Source organism: Methylobacterium currus (genome assembly GCF_003058325.1).
In the GTDB taxonomy this organism is placed as follows: domain Bacteria; phylum Pseudomonadota; class Alphaproteobacteria; order Rhizobiales; family Beijerinckiaceae; genus Methylobacterium; species Methylobacterium currus.
In genome coordinates this window covers 5649862-5666830 of record NZ_CP028843.1, presented here as the reverse complement: position 1 = coordinate 5666830, position 16969 = coordinate 5649862, and the positions used below count along the sequence as shown (strand labels likewise).

General features: G+C 71.0%; 19 protein-coding genes and 1 pseudogene. 18 read left to right on the top strand and 2 right to left on the bottom strand.

What is annotated here, in order from left to right; translation table 11 throughout:
* Window positions 1-7: 7 nt before the first annotated feature.
* The 15 genes from flgF to DA075_RS26045 all read left to right on the top strand — a co-directional run bounded on the left by flgF (window position 8) and on the right by DA075_RS26045 (window position 12484).
* On the top strand, window positions 8-736 hold the full coding sequence (gene flgF / locus DA075_RS26115) for a flagellar basal-body rod protein FlgF (RefSeq protein WP_099955715.1): 729 nt from the start codon (window positions 8-10) through the stop codon (window positions 734-736).
* A gap of 4 nt (window positions 737-740) precedes the next feature.
* Window positions 741-2069 carry a flagellar protein export ATPase FliI gene (gene fliI / locus DA075_RS26110; RefSeq protein ID WP_099955714.1) on the top strand — a complete coding sequence of 443 codons (1329 nt, stop codon included), beginning with the start codon at window positions 741-743 and terminating at the stop codon, window positions 2067-2069.
* A 194-nt stretch (window positions 2070-2263) separates the two neighbouring features.
* Complete coding sequence (locus tag DA075_RS26105; RefSeq protein ID WP_099955713.1) at window positions 2264-3547, top strand: flagellar hook protein FlgE; 1284 nt, start codon at window positions 2264-2266, stop codon at window positions 3545-3547.
* A gap of 20 nt (window positions 3548-3567) precedes the next feature.
* Window positions 3568-5037 carry a flagellar hook-associated protein FlgK gene (gene flgK, locus DA075_RS26100; RefSeq protein WP_099955712.1) on the top strand — a complete coding sequence of 490 codons (1470 nt, stop codon included), beginning with the start codon at window positions 3568-3570 and terminating at the stop codon, window positions 5035-5037.
* Between the two features lie 44 nt (window positions 5038-5081).
* A complete protein-coding gene (locus DA075_RS26095) occupies window positions 5082-6122 on the top strand; it encodes a flagellar hook-associated family protein (RefSeq protein ID WP_244936339.1) in 1041 nt (346 codons plus the stop codon).
* A 72-nt stretch (window positions 6123-6194) separates the two neighbouring features.
* Entirely contained in the window at window positions 6195-6542 is a 348-nt protein-coding gene (gene flaF, locus DA075_RS26090; RefSeq protein ID WP_099955711.1) for a flagellar biosynthesis regulator FlaF, read from the top strand.
* A gap of 8 nt (window positions 6543-6550) precedes the next feature.
* Entirely contained in the window at window positions 6551-7090 is a 540-nt protein-coding gene (flbT, locus tag DA075_RS26085; RefSeq protein WP_099955710.1) for a flagellar biosynthesis repressor FlbT, read from the top strand.
* Complete coding sequence (gene flgD, locus DA075_RS26080) at window positions 7091-7525, top strand: flagellar hook assembly protein FlgD (protein ID WP_099955709.1); 435 nt, start codon at window positions 7091-7093, stop codon at window positions 7523-7525.
* A 44-nt stretch (window positions 7526-7569) separates the two neighbouring features.
* The gene (locus DA075_RS26075) at window positions 7570-7836 is read left to right on the top strand and encodes a flagellar biosynthetic protein FliQ (protein ID WP_048437058.1); all 267 of its coding nucleotides are present in this window, start codon (window positions 7570-7572) and stop codon (window positions 7834-7836) included.
* A gap of 73 nt (window positions 7837-7909) precedes the next feature.
* Window positions 7910-9997: a flagellar biosynthesis protein FlhA gene (gene flhA / locus DA075_RS26070; RefSeq protein ID WP_099955708.1), complete on the top strand. Its 2088-nt coding sequence runs from the start codon at window positions 7910-7912 to the stop codon at window positions 9995-9997.
* Window positions 9994-10749 (top strand): flagellar biosynthesis protein FliR, encoded by a 756-nt coding sequence (gene fliR, locus DA075_RS26065; RefSeq protein ID WP_232387113.1) that lies wholly within the window; start codon window positions 9994-9996, stop codon window positions 10747-10749. The genes flhA and fliR overlap by 4 nt, the downstream gene beginning before the upstream one ends.
* Window positions 10749-11174 carry a hypothetical protein gene (locus DA075_RS26060; RefSeq protein WP_099955707.1) on the top strand — a complete coding sequence of 142 codons (426 nt, stop codon included), beginning with the start codon at window positions 10749-10751 and terminating at the stop codon, window positions 11172-11174. Before fliR ends, DA075_RS26060 begins: the two co-directional genes overlap by 1 nt.
* A 52-nt stretch (window positions 11175-11226) precedes the next feature.
* Window positions 11227-11700 (top strand): rod-binding protein, encoded by a 474-nt coding sequence (locus tag DA075_RS26055; RefSeq protein WP_099955706.1) that lies wholly within the window; start codon window positions 11227-11229, stop codon window positions 11698-11700.
* A 5-nt stretch (window positions 11701-11705) separates the two neighbouring features.
* On the top strand, window positions 11706-12041 hold the full coding sequence (locus DA075_RS26050) for a flagellar protein FlgN (protein ID WP_099956812.1): 336 nt from the start codon (window positions 11706-11708) through the stop codon (window positions 12039-12041).
* Window positions 12038-12484, top strand: a complete 447-nt coding sequence (locus DA075_RS26045) for a hypothetical protein (protein ID WP_099955705.1) — start codon at window positions 12038-12040, stop codon at window positions 12482-12484. The genes DA075_RS26050 and DA075_RS26045 overlap by 4 nt, the downstream gene beginning before the upstream one ends.
* Window positions 12485-12643: 159 nt before the next feature.
* Here DA075_RS26045 and DA075_RS26040 read toward each other — a convergent pair whose 3' ends face one another.
* Both DA075_RS26040 and DA075_RS26035 read right to left on the bottom strand, forming a co-directional pair.
* Window positions 12644-14113 carry a DegQ family serine endoprotease gene (locus DA075_RS26040; protein ID WP_099956811.1) on the bottom strand — a complete coding sequence of 490 codons (1470 nt, stop codon included), beginning with the start codon at window positions 14111-14113 and terminating at the stop codon, window positions 12644-12646.
* Window positions 14114-14148: 35 nt separating this feature from the next.
* Window positions 14149-15405, bottom strand: coding sequence for a glycosyltransferase (locus tag DA075_RS26035; RefSeq protein ID WP_099955704.1), 1257 nt, complete (start codon window positions 15403-15405; stop codon window positions 14149-14151).
* Window positions 15406-15548: 143 nt separating this feature from the next.
* Here DA075_RS26035 and DA075_RS26030 point away from each other — a divergent pair, with 143 nt between their 5' ends.
* The 3 genes and pseudogenes from DA075_RS26030 to DA075_RS38625 all read left to right on the top strand — a co-directional run.
* Window positions 15549-15728 (top strand): hypothetical protein, encoded by a 180-nt coding sequence (locus DA075_RS26030; RefSeq protein WP_099955703.1) that lies wholly within the window; start codon window positions 15549-15551, stop codon window positions 15726-15728.
* A gap of 285 nt (window positions 15729-16013) precedes the next feature.
* Entirely contained in the window at window positions 16014-16595 is a 582-nt protein-coding gene (locus DA075_RS38630) for a 7TM diverse intracellular signaling domain-containing protein (protein ID WP_164712492.1), read from the top strand.
* Window positions 16586-16867, top strand: a pseudogene (locus DA075_RS38625) (diguanylate cyclase domain-containing protein); the annotation flags it as partial. The gene DA075_RS38630 and the pseudogene DA075_RS38625, both read left to right, overlap by 10 nt.
* Window positions 16868-16969: the final 102 nt, after the last annotated feature.

Sequence of the window (16969 nt, the reverse complement as noted above, 5' to 3'; positions counted from 1 at the left end):
GGCGGCAATGCAGAACAGCCTCTACGTCAACCTCTCGGCTCAGGTCGCCCTCGACAAGCGCCTGACCACCACCGCCAACAACGTCGCCAACATGGCGACGGCGGGCTTCCGCGCCGAGGAGACGAAGTTCTCGGCCCTGCTCGCCCAGGCGACCAAGGGCGCCGTGGCCTTCGTGGGCTCGGGCGACACCTACCTGTCGCGGGCCTCCGGACCGATCACCAAGACCGATTCCCCCCTCGACGTCGCGGTGCAGGGCGATGCCTGGCTCGCCATCGGCGGTTCCTCGAGCCCGGTCTATACCCGCGACGGGCGCCTGACGATGGACGCCACCGGGCAGCTGCGCAGCCTGACCGGCCAGCCGGTGCTCGATCCCGGCGGCTCGCCGCTCCTCCTCGACCCGCAGCAGGGACCGCCGACCATCGGGCGCGACGGCAGCATCTACCAGGGCACCAACCAGGTCGGGGCGCTGGGCCTGTTCATCCTCGACAAGAAGGGGACGCTCACCCGGGCGCCGGGCAACGCCGTGACCTCCAGCCTGCCGGCGCGGCCGGTGCAGGACTTCACCGGCATCGGGATCGTCCAGGGCTATGTCGAGGGCTCGAACGTCAACCCGATCATGGAGATGACGAAGCTCATCACCATCCAGCGCGCCTTCGAGAGCGCCGCGACGGCGACCGCGGAGGCCGAATCCTCGCTGCAGAGCGCCGTGAAGTCGCTCTCGCCGCAGGGGAGCTGAGCGCATGGGTGCGGATCCGATCGCGCGCCTCGCCGAAGCGATGAGCGCGGCCCGGCAGGACGGGGCCCTGGTGCGGATCGGCGGGCCGATCCGCGAGGTGACCGCGAGCGCCTGCCGGATCGGCGGCGTCGCGCCCTTCGTGCGCCTCGGCGACCGGATGAGCTTCTCAGGTCAAGGGCGGGCGCAGGTCGGCGAGATCGTCCGGGTCGATGCCGATGGCGCGACGCTCAAGGCCTATGAGAGCCGGATCGAGGCCGGGATCGGCACGATCGCCCGCCGCCTCGGGCCGGCGGAGCTGCGGCCCGACCCGAGCTGGAAGGGCCGGGTCATCGACGCCCTCGGGCGTCCGGTGGACGGATCCGGGCCTCTCGTCTCCGGCGCGCGCGCCGTTCCCCTCGACGCCGACCCGCCGGCGGCGCTCGGCCGGGCCCGGGTGCGGGCTCCCCTGCGCACCGGGGTGCGGGTCCTCGACCTGTTCACCCCGCTCTGCGCCGGCCAGCGCATCGGCATCTTCGCCGGCTCCGGCGTCGGCAAGTCGACGCTGCTCGCGATGCTGGCGGGCGCGGAAGGGTTCGACAGCGTCGTCGTCGCCCTGGTGGGCGAGCGCGGGCGCGAGGTGCGCGAGTTCCTCGAAGGCCCCCTTGCGCAGAGCCGCGAGCGCGCCGTCGTGGTGGTCTCGACCGGCGACGAGAGCCCGATGATGCGCCGCCAGGCGCCGAAGGTGGCCCTCGCCGTCGCCGAGGCCTTTCGTGATCGCGGCGAATCGGTCCTGCTGATCGTCGATTCGGTGACCCGCTACGCCCATGCCGCCCGGGACGTGGCGCTCGCCGCCGGCGAGCCGGCGGTGGCCCGCGGCTACCCGCCGAGCGTCTTCTCCGACCTGCCGCGCCTGCTCGAGCGGGCAGGCCCGGGCCTCGAGGGGCGCGGCACGATCACGGGCGTGTTCTCGGTGCTGGTCGACGGCGACGACCACAACGATCCGGTCGCCGACAGCATCCGCGGCACCCTCGACGGCCACGTCGTCCTCGACCGGGCCATCGCCGAGCAGGGGCGCTACCCCGCGATCGACCTCCTCGGCTCGATCTCGCGGCTCGCCACCGAGGTCTGGACGCCCGAGCAGCGCGACCTGATCCGCAAGCTCCGGGCGATGATGGCCCGCTTCGAGGAGACCCGGGACCTGCGCCTGATGGGCGGCTACCGGGCCGGGACCGATGCCGAGCTCGACCAGGCCATCGGCCTGGTGCCGCGGATCTACGACGCCCTGCGCCAGGATCCGGGCCAGCCGCCGAGCACGGACGCGTTCCTGGAACTCGCCCAGAGCCTGCGGGGCTGACGCGCGATGGTCCGCCAAGAGTCGCCCCGCAAAGACTCGGCCCACAAAGACTCGGCCCGTCGAGGCTCGCCCTGGTCCTTGCCGTTCAAGCCCCGCGCAAGCCTGGGCGGGTCTATTCCGCCCCGAGCCTTGCCCGCGCAAGCCCGGTGCCGCCCGCGTTTCATTCGAAGCATCCTGACGAACGAGGTCCCGCAATGAGTCTCATCGGCGTGCTCCGCACCGGTGTCTCGGGCATGAACGCCCAGTCCAACCGCATCTCGACGGTGGCGGAGAACATCCAGAATTCCGGCACGACGGGCTACAAGCGCAGTTCGACCGAGTTCTCCTCGCTGCTGATCGCCGATACCGCGGGTGGCAACTACAATTCGGGCTCGGTCACGACGACGGTGCGCCGGGCGATCAGCGAGGGCGGCAGCCTCAACAACACGACCTCGAAATCCGACCTCGCCATCGACGGCAACGGCTTCTTCGTGGTGCAGGATCCGTCCGGCGCGCCCCTCCTGACCCGGGCCGGCAACTTCAAGATCGACGCCACCACCAACACCTTCACCAACGCCGCCGGCATGACCCTGATGGGCTACAGCCTGCTCAACGGCGAGCCCAGCACGACACTCAACAGCGTCGCCGACATGGTGCCGGTCAGCATCGCCTCGGTCAGCAGCCGGGCGACGCCGACCACCGAGGGCACCCTGTCGGGCAAGCTGCCGGTCGACGCGAGCCCGGCCGCCGCCGGCCAGTACTCGAAGAAGTACTCCCTCAAGACCTACGACAATCTCGGCACGGCGCGGACCTTCGACATCTACCTGGCGAAGAACACGGACAGCTCCTGGTCGATCTCGCTCTACGACGCCGCCGCCACCCCGACCCCGGCTGGCACCACCCCGAAGCTGCCGGTCGACGCGAACGGGGCCACGATTACGCCGCTGCTCACCACCGCGGTCGGCTTCGACGCCCAGGGCAAGATCACCGGCACCGGGACCGCGGGCTCGGGCACCTATACGGGCCCGAAATCCCTGACCCTGACCGTTCCGGGCGGCAAGCAGACAATCGTCAGCCTCGCCGGCCTGACCCAGCTCGCCGGCGACTACGCCGTGGAGGGCACGGCCAACGGCCAGGCGCCGGCGGCCGTGACCGGCACGACGTTCGACGCGGACGGCACCGTCTACGCGACCTTCGACGACGGCTCGCGCCTGGCGGCCTACCGGCTGCCGATCGCCACGGTGTCGAGCGCCGACAACCTCGAGCCGCGCTCCGGCAACGTCTACCGGCCGACGACGGAATCCGGCGACATCCAGATCGGCTTCGCCAGCCAGGGCGGCCGCGGCGCGATCAAGTCGGGCGCCCTCGAGCAATCGAACGTCGATGTCGGCACCGAGCTGACCGCGATGATCGAGTCTCAGTCGGTCTACACCGCCAACTCGAAGGTGTTCACGACCGGCAACGAGATGCTCGACACCCTGATGAGCCTGAAGCGGTAACGGCCAACCGGAGCTGACAGATGGGCCTCTCGCTCGCGCTCAATTCGGCACGCTCGGCGCTCCTCGCGACATCGAGCCAGATCGCCGCCTCCACCCGCAACATCGCGGGGGCCAACGACCCCAACTACTCGCGCAAGGTCGTCAGCCTGGTGAGCGGCGCGGGCGGGACCACGGTCGTCGTGACCCGCGCGAGCGACGCGGCCCTGTTCACGCGCAAGCTCTCGGCGAGCTCGGCCGCCGCCGAGGGACAGGCCCTGCTCGACGGCCTCACCGCCCTGTCGCGGACGGTGGGCGACACCAGCGATGCGGGATCGCCGGCCGCACGGCTCGGCACCCTCAACGCGGCGCTCCAGGCCGCCGCCAACCGCCCGGACGATGCCGGCCTGGCCCGGACGGCGGTCGAGAGCGCCCGCGACCTCGCCACCAGCCTCGACAGCGCCGCGTCGGCGGTGCACGATGCCCGCGCCCGGGCCGACCAGGACATGGCGGACTCGGTCGCCCGGATCAACGACCTGCTCGGCCAGTTCGAGCAGGCCAACCGGGCGGTGATGCGCGGCACGGCGAGCGGCCAGGACGTCAGCGACAGCCTCGACAGCCGCGACCACATCCTGTCGCAGCTCTCGCAGGAGATCGGCATCTCCGTCTCCGATCGCGCCGGCGGCGACATGGCGATCACGACCGACAGTGGGGTGCCGCTGTTCGACCGGGGCATCCGGACGGTGAGCTTCACGCCGACGACGGCCTTCTCGGCGGGCACGGTGGGCGCGGCCGTGATCGTCGACGGGGTGCCGGTCACGGGCGCCGCCTCGCCGATGCGGCTCGCGAGCGGGCGGCTCGCCGGCCTTGCGTCCCTCCGCGACGAGAGCGCGGTCACCTACGAGAACCAGCTCGACGCGATCGCCGGCGCCCTGATCACTACCTTCCAGGAGGCCGACACCCGCAGCAGCACCGACCCGAATTACGAAGGGCCGAAAGCCGGCCTGTTCACGGCGGGCAGAGGCAGCGGCAATGCCGTGCCGATCTCCGCCGCGGGGCTCGCCAGCCGGATCGCGCTGAACGCCGCCGCCGATCCGAAGGCCGGCGGCACCGTCACTGCCTTGCGCGACGGCGGCATGAACGGCAGCGACTACGGGGCGAATCCGGGGAAGGATGCGGCCTATGCCGGGCGCCTGCGCGGGCTGGTCGGCGGGCTCGCGACGGCGCGCAGCTTCACCCCCGGCCCGCCGCTGAACGAGACCACGACGCTCGCGGGCTTCGCGGCCGATTCCGCCGGCTGGCTCGAAGCGACCCGCAAGACCGCGTCGAGCGACGCCGACTACCAGAAGACCCTGCTCAGCCGGGCCACCGACGCCCTGTCGAACGCCGCCGGCGTCAACGGGGACGACGAGACAGCCCTAATGCTGCAGCTCGAGCGCTCCTACACGGCCTCGGCCAAGATCCTGACCATGGTGGACGGCCTGCTGCAAAACCTCCTGACCGCGATCCGGTGAGGCGTTCCCGGCGATCCCCCGTAAGAGACAGAGCCCCGCCAGTCATGATGACCACGAGCTACATCTCCAGCCTCAGCCTGTGGAACACCCCGCGCAGCGCCTCGGCCCGGCTCCAGGGCGAGATCGCGGACGCCACCCAGGAAATCGCCGGCGGACGCTACGCGGATGTCGGCCTCACCCTCGGCGCCCAGGTGAGCCGCAGCCTCTCGCTGCGTCAGAGCGCAGCGGAGATCGCTGCCCTCAAGGACAGCAACAGCCTCACCGCCTTTCGCCTCAGCATGAGCCAGAACGTACTGCAGCAGTTGCAGAAATCCGCCGATGCGCAATTCGCGAACCTGACCGCGCTGCCGGTGGCCAAGCGCGTGGCCACGATGGCGGCCTCGGCGAATGACACCCTCGCCTCGCTGACCAACCTCCTCAACTCCTCCGCGAGCGGGCAGGCGCTGTTCGCCGGCATCAATACGGGCGCCGGCCCGATCCGCGACGGGGCGGTGGCCGACGCCCAGGCCGCCGCAGCCAAGGCGTTCGTGGACACCTTCAACTTCGCGCCGAGCGATCCCCGCGCGGCGACCCTGACGGCGGCGGACGTCAAGAAGTTTCTCGAGACGACGATCGCGGGCCAGTTCACCGATGCGGCCTGGAGCAAGACCTGGTCGCAGGCCTCGACCACCGCCGTGACCAGCCAGATCTCCCTCGGCGAGACGGTGACCACCTCGGTCAGCGCCAACGAGACCGCGTTCCGCCAGCTCGCCGAGGCGGCGATCGTGTCGGGGCTGGGCCTCACCGGCCTGTCGGCCGATGCCCAGACCGTCGTCTCCGACCGGGCGACGAGCCTGCTCAGCAAGGCCAGCGCCGGGCTGGTCTCGATCCAGGCCGATCTCGGCCGCAGCCAGTCGCGGATCACCGATGCCAATACCCGGCTCGACGCGCAAACCAACCTCATCAAGACGGATATTTCCCGCCTCGAAGCCGTCGACCCGACCGAGGCGCAGGCCCGGCTCTCCGCCGCGAGGACCCAGCTCCAGATGTCCTACTCGCTGACCGCGCAGCTCCAGGAGCTGTCGCTCCTGAAATACGTCTCGTAGCGCCGGGCGACCCGCCGGCTCACGCGACCCGCGCAGACGCGCACGACACCAGACCGACGAGGCATCGGCCCGATGTATCGCTTTACCTATTCCGAGATCCTGGAGGACGCCCCGGAGGTCGGCCGCGAGCGCGAGCGCGCCGCCTTCGACCGGGCGCTCGGCCTCCTGCGCGACGTCGAGGCCCGTGGCCTCGGCGGGCCGGAGCGGACCGCCGCCGTCGGTTTCGTGCAGGATCTGTGGAATGTCCTGATCGCCGACCTTCTGGCACCCGACAACGCCCTGCCGCCCGCCCTACGCGACGATCTCGTATCGATCGGCGCCTGGACCATGCAGGAGGCGGGCGCCGTCCTGCGTTCGCCCGAGCGCAGCCTCGCCGCGCTGATCGAGGTGAACACCTCGATCCGCGACGGGCTCAAGTGAGCCGCGTCATGCGCCTGTCGCTGCGCGCCGGGGAGCGGATCTACATCAACGGCGCCGTGCTGCGGGTCGACCGGAAGGTCGCGATCGAGCTCATGAACGATGCGACCTTCCTGCTCGAGAGCCACGTGATGCAGGCCGAGGACGCGACGACGCCGCTCCGCCAGCTCTACTTCGCCGCCCAGACCATGCTGATCGATCCCGGCCAGGCTGCGGCGGCGCGGGCGATTTACGACGGCATCCGCGACGGCCTGCTGGTAACGACCGGCGAGCCGGTCCTGCGCGACGGGCTCGCCGCCGCCCACGCCCTGGTCGAGGGCGGACGCCTGTTCGACGCCCTGAAGCTGATCCGCGGGCTCTATCCCCTCGAGGCCGCCCTGATGGCCGACGGGGAGGCGCTCGCCGTGCCGGCGCCGAGCCCGGGCCTGAGCGCGCTTGCCCGCCGCAACCGCGGCCCCGAGCGGCCCCGCGAGCGCGCGGCCGTGCGGCCCCCGGCCGCGCCCCGCCGTCCCGCTTCCCCTGCCCTGCCCGCCCGAGACCCGGAGGCCTGAATGACCGTCGACAGCACCCCCAGCGCCACCGCCGCCACGGGCACATCCGCGACTGGCACCTCCGCGACCGCGGCCGCCGCCAAGGCCAGCAGCTCGTTCGCCGCCAAGCTGAACTCGGACACCTTCCTGACGCTGCTGATGGCGCAGCTCAAGAACCAGGATCCGACGAAGCCGATGGACTCGACCGAGTATGTCGGCCAGCTCGCCACCTTCTCGCAGGTCGAGCAGGCGACGAAGACCAACACGAAGCTCGACTCGCTGCTCGCCTCGAGCTTCCTCGACCAGGCCGACACGGTGATCGGCCGCACCCTGACCTCGGCCGACGGGACCCAGACCGGCACCGTCCAGTCCGTGCGGGTGACGAGCGACGGGGCGCTGGCGCGCCTGACCAGCGGCCAGGACGTGCTGCTGACCTCCGGCGTCGTGATACAATAGGACGGCCTTCCGGAAGCCCTCCGGGAGCCTCCCAGGAGACCATCATGAACGAGGTCGACGCCCTCGAGCTCGTCCGCGCCGCGATCTGGACCGTGATCGTCGCCGCGGGCCCGGCGGTCGGCGCCGCGATGCTGGTCGGCATCGCGGTGGCGCTGTTGCAGGCCCTCACCCAGATCCAGGAGGTCACCCTGACCTTCGTGCCGAAGATCGTGGTGATCCTGCTCGTCCTCCTCGTTACCGGCACCTTCATCGGCGGGCAGATCCACGCCTTCGCGGAGGCCGCCTACGGGCGGATCGCGACGGGGTTCTGAGGCCCCCAACCCCCGCGCAAGCTAGCCGTGGCACACCCTTCTGCGAAAATCCTTCGCGGAGGGTGGTGGGATCATGGCGGTGGGCGCGGCGCTGACAGTCGAGCGCAAGTCGCGGCGGGATTTCGGCTTCGCGGCCGGCATCGTGGCGATCCTGGCGGTGCTGTTCCTGCCGGTGCCGGCAGTGCTCATCGATGTCGGGCTCGCCTTCTCGATCGCCCTGTCGGTGCTGATCCTGATGGTGGCGCTCTGGATCCAGAAGCCGCTCGAATTCTCATCCTTCCCGACCGTTCTGCTGATCGCCACGCTCCTGCGGCTGGCGCTCGGCATCGCCACGACGCGGCTGATTCTGGCCAACGGCCAGAAGGGCGTGGACGCCGCCGGCCACGTCATCCAGGGCTTCTCGCAGTTCGTGATGAGCGGCGACTTCGTGATCGGGATCGTGGTGTTCCTGATCCTGATCACGGTCAACTTCCTGGTCATCACCAAGGGCGCGACCCGCATCGCCGAGGTCGGCGCCCGCTTCACCCTCGACGCGATCCCCGGCAAGCAGATGGCGATCGACGCCGATCTCAATGCCGGGCTGATCGACGACAAGGAGGCGCAGCGCCGGCGCCGGGAGCTGGAGGAGGAGAGCGCCTTCTTCGGCTCGATGGACGGCGCCTCGAAGTTCGTGCGCGGCGAGGCGGTGGCCTCGCTCATCATCATCGCGGTCAACGTCTTCGGCGGCATCATCATCGGGACGACGCGGCACGGCCTGCCGCTCGGCACCGCCGCCGACATCTTCACCAAGCTCTCGGTCGGCGACGGCCTGGTTTCGCAGATCCCGGCCCTGATCGTCTCGCTCGCGGCCGGCCTCCTCGTCTCGAAGGGCGGCACGCGGGGCACCGCCGAGCAGGCGGTGATCGGCCAGCTCGGCGCCTATCCGCGGGCGCTCCTCGTCGCGGCGGCGATGATGGGGGTGTTCGCCCTGGTGCCGGGTCTGCCCTTTCTGCCCTTCACGGCCTTGAGCGGCCTCCTGTTCTTCGTCGCGCGCACGATCCCGAAGCGCCTCCAGGCCCAGGCGGCCGCCGCGGACGCCAAGGCCAAGGCCGAGGAGGCGGTGAAGCAGGCCGAGGCGAAGGAGAAGGATTCGGTCAAGGACTCGCTCAGGACCCCGGAGATCGAACTCAGCCTCGGCCGCCAGGCCGCCTCGCAGATCCAGGCCTCGCAGGCCGAGCTGAGCCACCGCGTCGCCAAGATGCGGCGCAAGTTCGCCCGCCAGTACGGCTTCGTGGTGCCGGACATCAAGGTCACCGACAACCTCGCCCTGCCGCCGAAGAGCTATCAGATCCTGATCCACGGCACCGTGGCGGCGAGCCAGGAGATCCGCCCCGGCGAGATGCTGGTGGTGGTCGGCGACGGGCCGAAGCCCGACGTGCCGAGCGACGAGGTGCGCGAGCCGGCCTTCGGCCTGAAGGCGCTCTGGGTGATGGATGCCTATGCCGGCGAGGTCCGCCGCGGCGGATTCGAGCCGATCGACGGCGCCTCGGTGCTGCTCACCCATCTCTCCGAGGTGATCCGCAACAACCTGCCGCAATTCCTCTCCTACAAGGACATGCGCGGCCTGCTCGACCGGCTCGACCCCGAGTACAAGCGCCTGCTCGACGAGATCTGCCCGTCGCAGATTTCCTATTCCGGCCTCCAGGCGGTGCTGAAACTGCTTCTCGCCGAACGGGTCTCGATCCGCAACCTGCACCTGATCCTGGAAGCGGTGGCCGAGATCACCCCGCATGCGCGCCGGGCCGAGCAGATCGCCGAGCACGTGCGGATGCGCATGGCGCAGCAGATCTGCGGCGACCTCGCCGAGAACGGCGTGCTCAGCGTGCTGCGCCTCGGCGCGAGCTGGGACCTGTCGTTCCATCAGAGCCTGAAGCGCGACGCCAAGGGCGAGGTGGTGGAGTTCGACATCGACCCGCGCCTCGTCGAGCAGTTCGGCACCGAGGCCGCGGAGGCGATCCGCGCCCGGATGCGGGAGGTGCACGGCTTCGCCCTCGTCACCGCGCCGGACGCCCGGCCCTATGTGCGGATGATCATCGAGCGGATCTTCCCGACCCTGCCGGTGCTCTCGCATCTCGAGATCGCCCGCGGCGTCGAGATCAAGTCCCTGGGCACCATCTCGTGACGAAGATCGGGCCGGACAGCTTTCTCGCCGTCTTCCTGATCTTCTGCCGGGTCGGCGGCTGCCTGCTCGTCGTGCCGGGCTTCTCCAGCCCGCGGGTGCCGCAGCAGGTGCGGCTTCTCATCGCCGGGGCCGTCTCGCTCGCCATCGCCCCCCTCATCGTGCCGCAATTCGAGCCGCGTCTCTCCGGCCAGGTCCCGATGCAGACGCTGGCCTGGATCGTCACCGAGACCCTGACCGGGCTGATGATCGGCTTTCTCGGCCGGGTCTTCATCCTGGTGCTCGAGACGGTGATGAACGCGGCCTCGACCATGGTGGGTTTCGGCGGCATGCCGGGCTCGCCGGTCGAGGGCATCGATCCGGTGCCGGCGGTGGAGGGGCTGATCCTGCTCACCGCGACCGCGCTCCTCTTCGCCGCCGACCTGCACTGGGAGCTGTTTCGCGGCCTCGTCGAATCCTACGCCCGCATCCCGCCCGGCGAAGGGCTCGGCAGCCAGCTGATGCTGACCCGGATCGTCGACCAGGTCGCGAGCGCCTTCATGCTGGGCTTACGCATCGTCGCGCCGTTCCTCATCTACGCCATCATGGTCAACCTGGCGGCGGGCTTCGTGAACAAGCTGACGCCGACGATTCCCGTCTACTTCGTCGCCACGCCGTTCGTGATGTTCGGCGGTCTCCTCATGCTCTACTATCTCGCGGGCGAGTTCATGACACAGTTCCTCCTCGGCTACGCGGCCTGGCTGCAGCGCGGCTGATGGCGACGACCGGCGACCGGCTGAAGCGCGCGCAGCGCCTCGTCACCGTGCAGGAGCAGATGCGCAAGGCGGCGGAGATCGCGCTCGCCGCCACCCGCGCGCGCGCCGCCGAGGTCGAGGCCGACCGGGCCCGGCTGCTCGCGGCTTTGGCCTCCTCCGATCACGGCCCGATGCTGCTGGAAGCCACGGCGAGGCGCCTGCGCGGGCTCGCCACGCAGGCGACCGCCATCGAGGCGGAGGCCGCCGCCCAGGCTGCGGCCGTGCGCGAGCGGGGCCTCGGCCAGAAGCGCGCCGAGGCGCTCGCCGAGCGCCGGACCGAGGATCACCGCCGCGAGTCGGACAAGCGCGACGACCTCGAACGGCTCGACGGGCTGGCTGCCAGGCTCTCGGGCCAACGCGGCCGTCCCGACGCAAGCCTCCCGTAAGCCAGGGCCGCTAAGACCTCGTTCACCACACCATCCGGACAATAAAGCCCCGATGAGCATCACACCGCCCTCCGACATCGTGCTCGACGTGGCCCGGGCCGCCGATCCGTCGCGCTACCAGGAGGCCGCCGCCAAGCTGTCGCAGCCGGGCAGCGCCGGTGCGACCGCCTTCGCGGACGCGGCGCGGGATGTCGGGCTCTCGACCCACGTGCCGCTCGATGCCCGCGGCGCGCTCCTCACCCTGCAGAACCAGACCGCGATGACCGGCGCCGGCAGCGACCCGTACAAGAAGTTCGAGGGGCTGGTGCTGCAGCAATTCGTCGAGGCGATGATGCCGGAGAAGTCCGAGACCGTGTACGGCAAGGGCAATGCCGGCGGCATCTGGAAGTCGATGCTGTCCGAGCAGATCGGTGCCCAGATCGCCAAGGCCGGCGGCATCGGCATCGCCAGGATGCTGAACGCCGCCCATCCGGCCGCCCCGGCCGCCGCACCGGCGGATGCCGCCAACCCCGCGGCCAAGGTGTGACCGCCATGCTGCTCGCGAGCATCAAGCGGCTGGAGGCCGTGATCGAGGAGGAGACCGAGGCCCTGGAGGCGCATGCGCCCGCTGACCTCGACGGCCTCACCCGCCGCAAGAGCCAGGGGCTCCTCGAGCTCACCCGCCTCACCCGCGGCCTCGACCTCGCCGCGCTCGACGCCACGGTGGCGATCCACCTCGCGCGCCTGCGCGACAAGCTCGCCCGCAACCAGCAGGTCGTCGCCCTGCACCTGCGGGCGCTGGAGGAGATCGACGCGACCCTGGCGCAGGTGGCGCTCGCCGCGGAATCCGACGGCACCTACTCGGCGCGGACGAGCCCCCGGTCATGAAGATCCTGATCACCGGCCTGTGGATCTGCGCCGTCACCATCGCCTCCTGCTACGGCGCGGTGACCTTCGGCGGCGGCATCTTTTCCAAGAAGACCGAACCCTATCTCGAAGGCTTGCAGTACCAGAAGCTCGCGCCGATCAACATCCCGATGATCGCCGACGGGAAGGTGCAGGGCTACGTCATCGCGGTTCTGGTCTTCACTGCCGATGCCAAGCTGATGCACACCCTTCCGGTGCCGCCCAATGCCTTCGTGGTCGACGAGGCCTTCCGCCAGATCTACGGCGACCCGGCCCTCGATTTCCGCAAGCTGGCAAAATACGACATCACCAAGCGGCTGGCCGAGGTGCGGGCCAAGGTGAACGAGCGGTTGGGCGGCGACGTCGTCAAGGATGTCCTGGTGGACGAGATCAATTTCGTCGCGAAGCGGGAAGTGCGATCGTAGCCGACGGCCGGAGCGAGGCAGGGTTCCCGCCATCCCGTCTCCATCTCTCGACGTCATCCCGGGGCTTGCCGAAGGCGAGAGCCCGGGATGACGAGGAGGGTGTCATAGTTCAGGGTCTGCGACCGCCCGGCATGATGCCGCCGCAGCGCCGGCCGCCCCCTACCCCCCGAACACCGACGTCAGCTGCTGCCCGCCCCGGCTGATCGTCACCTCCCACATCGAGGCGCTGGTGCGGGTCATGCGCTCCAGATCCTTGGTCGTGGCCACCGGGGCGCCGTTCACCGCCACCACGAGGTCGCCCTTCTGCAGGCCGGCCCGGTTGGCGAGGCTGCCGCCCTCGACCTCGGCGATGATCACGCCGTCGGCTTGCGCCTGCGTCGGGAGGTCGAGCTGCAGGTCCTCGGCCACCGCCGGCGACAGGTTGACCGCGGTGGCGCCGAGGAAGGGCGAGCGGGTCTTCACCTTCAGGGTGTCGCGCGGGCGGGTCTCCGGCGCCGGCCCGAGCCGCACCGGCACCGTGGTGCGGGTGGCGCCGCGCAGGACCGTGAGCTTGGTCTCGCCCTTGATGCCCTTGAGGGCGAAGCGGTAGCCGAAGGCCTCCGGGTCGTCGACGGTCTGGCCGTCCACCGCCAGGACCACGTCGCCGCGCTTCAGTCCGGCCTCCTCGGCCGGGCTCTTGGGCTGCATCGAGGCCACCAGCACCCCGGTCGGATGGTCGAGGCCGACGCTGTCGGCGATGTCCGGGGTCACGTGCTGGAGGCGCGCGCCGAGCCAGGGCCGGCGCACCGTGCGGGCGCCGCCCTTGGCGGTCTCCACCACCGCCTTGACCATGCTGGCGGGGATGGCGAAGCCGATGCCGTGGCTGCCGCCGGATTGCGAGTAGATCGCCGTGTTGATGCCGACGAGGCCGCCATTGAGGTCGACCAGCGCCCCGCCCGAATTGCCCGGATTGATCGCCGCGTCGGTCTGGATGAAGAACTGGTAATCGGCCGAGCCGACCTGGGTGCGGGCCAGCGCCGAGACGATGCCCTGCGTCACCGTCTGGCCGACGCCGAACGGGTTGCCGATCGCGATCACGAAGTCGCCGACCTGCAGGTGCTCGGAATCGCCGATCTCCATCGGGGTGAGGCCGCCATTCGGGCTCTTGACCTTCAGGATGGCGAGGTCGGTGCGGGGGTCGCGCAGCAGGATCTGCGCCTCGAACTCGCGCCGGTCGTTCAGCGCCACCTTCACCTCGTTCATGTTCTCGATGACGTGGTTGTTGGTGACGATCAGCCCCGAGGCGTCGACGATGACGCCCGAGCCGAGCGAGCGCTGCGCCCGCTCCTGCGGCAGGTTCGGGCTCGCATCGCCGAAGAAGCGGCGCAGGAACTCGTCCATGGCACCGCGATTGGCGGCGCGCTTCTCCACATGGGTGCCGTAGACATTGACCACGGAGGGCGCGGCGCGCTTGACCAGCGGCGCGAAGGAGAGCTGCACCTGCGCCTTCGATTCGGGCACGACCCGGTTTTCCTGCCGGTTGTCCTGCAGGGCACGGAAGGGCGGCACCGACTCGGCCTGCGCGGCCGCCGGATGGGCGACTCCGAGGAGGAGCGCGGCGAGCAGCAGGGAGGTCGACGGGCGGTGCATCGGCATTCGGCTCCTGATGATTCTGGCTCGCTCTCTCACATGACAGCACTGCGCTGAAAAGATGGCGCCTCGGCCGCACCGACCATCCCCGCATAGAGGTCGCGCAGCGCGGCGGCGTGGGCGGCGAGGGTCATCGGGGCGGCCCAGTAGCGCGCATGGGCCGCCTGGCCGAGCCGGCGCACCAGGGCATCGTCCCGCAACCGGCCGAACACTTCGGCGAGCACGGCGACGTCGGGCGTGACGACGAAGCCGGTCTCGCCGTGGCGGATCTTCTCGCCGGCGCCGGCCTGGTCGGAGGCGATCGCCGGAATGCCGGCGGCCAGGGCCTCGTAGACCGTGAGCGGGCCGGTCTCCAGCCAGCGCGCCGGCGCCGCCACGGCCCGGGCCCGGCGGCGCAGCAGCGCCTCGACCTCCGCCGGCGTACGCCAGCCGATCACCTCGGCCCCCGGCACGGCGCGCAGCGCGTCGGCGAGCGGCCCGTCGCCGATGAACAGGGACGGCAGGCCGGCCCGCTGCGCCGCCTGCGCCACCAGATCCGCCCCCTTCTCGCGGGTGAAGCGGCCGACGAAGGCGATGGCGTCGCCGGAAGCCGGATCGGCCGGGGCGGCGCGCGCGACCCGAACCGGGTTGTCGATCCGGTGGTGACGAAACGGCGCACCGCGCGTCATCGGCTCGACTCGCGCCCGGCTGCCGTCGGAGACGTGGACGACATCGAGCCGGCGCGGGGGAAAGCGCCGCATGATGGCCGCCCGTTGCACCACCGCCCGGGCCACGCGCACCGCCTTGTGAACCCGCGATTGCGGATCGCAGGGGGCGGCGAGGCAGGCGGGCGAGAACGGCCGCAGGGTGCAGGGCTCGGCCCGGTCGAAGCGGTAATAGACGCCGTTCGGGCAGACCAGGAAGTAATCGTGCAGCGTGACCGCCACCGGGATTCCGGTGCGCGCCAGCACCGGAAAGATCGCCGGCGAGAGCGAGCGGGTCCATTGGTGCAGGTGCAGCACGTCGGGCCGCGCCGGCAGGGCCGCGAGCGCCGCGTCGAGACGCCGCGCCGCCTCCCGGTTCCAGACTCCCTCGACCGCGCCGCGCCAGGCCGGCCGCTCCCAGACGTCGATGAGGCCGAGCCCGACGCGGCGGATTCCCGGATGGTCGAGCATCGGGTCGGCCGGCCCGTCGGCCCCGTGGATCAGCGTGACGGCGGTGCCGGCCTCGGCGAGACCGCGGGCGGATTCGATCGCGACCGCCTCGGCGCCGCCTTTCGGCGTCGGAAAATTCGTCAGGATGCCGACATGCATGGGACGCGCCCTCTCACGGGCGGACCTTACCGGGCGAGGCGCCACCGCCCCGTTAAACAGGCCGCGGACGCAACAGGCTTCGGCCCCGCGCGTTAGCCGGGCAGTCCGTCCCTCGCCGGGACGCCGTTCCAAGGGAGGCCCCGATGGGCAACGACACCAAGACCCCGAACCAGGACCAGCCGGGTTTTCGCCGCGACAGCGCCTCGCCGGAGGACAAGGCACGGCCCGAGAACCAGCAGAGCAAGCTCAACGAGCGCCTCGACGAGGGGCTGGAGGAGACGTTCCCGTCGAGCGATCCGGTCTCGGTGAAGATCACGAAGTAGCGCCAGGGAGCGCCGGGCCGCGGTCCGGCGCTCCCTCCGACGTGCCGTGACGGCTCCGCCGTGCCGGTGCGGATCGGGGCGCCGACCCAAGCGACAGACACGACGGTAACCGGCCATGCCGTAACGGTGGGGTGACGTGGATCGCCGCCCTGAACCCGTGCCCCGACCCATGCCGCGCCGCAGCGCCAGAATCCTGCGCATCGCGGCGCGCTGATTCTCTTCGGCGCCGTCCCGGCCGCGGCGTAATCGAGCTTTGCCCGCGGCACGGCCCTGGACTGGCCCGCCGTGCTGAGCGGGGCCTTCCCGGGCTTCCTGCTCCTGTCGGTCGCCTACAACTCCGCGTTCTTCGCCATCCTGCGCGAGCGATTCCTCCTCTGGGACACCGCCCGGATCCTGGCGCTGGTGGCCCTCACGCTCTGCCTGTCGTCGCTGCCGCTCGGTCCCGTCCTCGGCGCCGAGAGCCTGGCCCGGCAGGTCGCGATCAACGTCCTGTTCGACGGGGTGATCGCCCTGATGGGCCCGTTCCTCGGCACGCTGCTCGAACCCGGCACGTTGCCCGCGAGGGTCCGCAAGGCCCTCGTCCGGCTGCCCCCCGCGGTCTTGCTCACGACCCCGGCGATGCTGCTCGATCCCTGCCCGCCGGCCTATTGGGCATTGCGCAACCTCGTCCTGGTCGGCCTGCTCGTCCTTTACGGCGCATCACTGGTCCTGGCGCTCGCCCGCGGCAGCCGCGCGGCGCGGGTCCAGTCCGCGGCCTCCTCTGCGTGCTGTCGGTCTGCGCCGTCAGCCTCTACCACGACATCGTGCTCGGCCGCCCGTTCGGCCCCTTCCTGTACGCCCTCGCCATCGCGCTCGAGATGCTGCTGAACGCCGCCAGCGTCGGCGACCGGTTCATGCGGCTCGAGCGCGAGCGCGACCAGGCGCAGGCCCGGGCCGACACCCTCAACCTCGTCGCCCATACCGACGCCCTCACTGGGCTGCCGAACCGCCGCAGCCTGGAGCGGCAGGTCGCGCGGCGACGGCCGCGCGCGGTCGCGATCCTCGACATCGACCACTTCAAGCGCATCAACGACACGTTCGGGCACGACCAGGGCGACGCGGTCCTCGTCGCGGTGGCGCGGGCCTTGGCCGCCGGCCCGGCCTTCGCGGGCCGCCTCGGCGGCGAGGAATTCGCGCCGCTCCTCGACGACGAGAACCTCGGTCGCCGTCGTCGGGGCGTTGCGCCGGACGATCCCCGCCCG

Excerpts from the sequence above, each read along its gene's own strand:
- flgF (WP_099955715.1), top strand. The coding sequence starts at position 8 with ATGCAGAACAGCCTCTACGTCAACCTCTCGGCTCAGGTCGCCCTCGAC.
- fliI (WP_099955714.1), top strand. The coding sequence starts at position 741 with ATGGGTGCGGATCCGATCGCGCGCCTCGCCGAAGCGATGAGCGCGGCC.
- DA075_RS26105 (WP_099955713.1), top strand. The coding sequence starts at position 2,264 with ATGAGTCTCATCGGCGTGCTCCGCACCGGTGTCTCGGGCATGAACGCC.
- flgK (WP_099955712.1), top strand. The coding sequence starts at position 3,568 with ATGGGCCTCTCGCTCGCGCTCAATTCGGCACGCTCGGCGCTCCTCGCG.
- DA075_RS26095 (WP_244936339.1), top strand. The coding sequence starts at position 5,082 with ATGATGACCACGAGCTACATCTCCAGCCTCAGCCTGTGGAACACCCCG.
- flaF (WP_099955711.1), top strand. The coding sequence starts at position 6,195 with ATGTATCGCTTTACCTATTCCGAGATCCTGGAGGACGCCCCGGAGGTC.
- flbT (WP_099955710.1), top strand. The coding sequence starts at position 6,551 with ATGCGCCTGTCGCTGCGCGCCGGGGAGCGGATCTACATCAACGGCGCC.
- flgD (WP_099955709.1), top strand. The coding sequence starts at position 7,091 with ATGACCGTCGACAGCACCCCCAGCGCCACCGCCGCCACGGGCACATCC.
- DA075_RS26075 (WP_048437058.1), top strand. The coding sequence starts at position 7,570 with ATGAACGAGGTCGACGCCCTCGAGCTCGTCCGCGCCGCGATCTGGACC.
- flhA (WP_099955708.1), top strand. The coding sequence starts at position 7,910 with ATGGCGGTGGGCGCGGCGCTGACAGTCGAGCGCAAGTCGCGGCGGGAT.
- DA075_RS26060 (WP_099955707.1), top strand. The coding sequence starts at position 10,749 with ATGGCGACGACCGGCGACCGGCTGAAGCGCGCGCAGCGCCTCGTCACC.
- DA075_RS26055 (WP_099955706.1), top strand. The coding sequence starts at position 11,227 with ATGAGCATCACACCGCCCTCCGACATCGTGCTCGACGTGGCCCGGGCC.
- DA075_RS26050 (WP_099956812.1), top strand. The coding sequence starts at position 11,706 with ATGCTGCTCGCGAGCATCAAGCGGCTGGAGGCCGTGATCGAGGAGGAG.
- DA075_RS26045 (WP_099955705.1), top strand. The coding sequence starts at position 12,038 with ATGAAGATCCTGATCACCGGCCTGTGGATCTGCGCCGTCACCATCGCC.
- DA075_RS26040 (WP_099956811.1), bottom strand. The coding sequence starts at position 14,113 with ATGCACCGCCCGTCGACCTCCCTGCTGCTCGCCGCGCTCCTCCTCGGA.
- DA075_RS26035 (WP_099955704.1), bottom strand. The coding sequence starts at position 15,405 with ATGCATGTCGGCATCCTGACGAATTTTCCGACGCCGAAAGGCGGCGCC.
- DA075_RS26030 (WP_099955703.1), top strand. The coding sequence starts at position 15,549 with ATGGGCAACGACACCAAGACCCCGAACCAGGACCAGCCGGGTTTTCGC.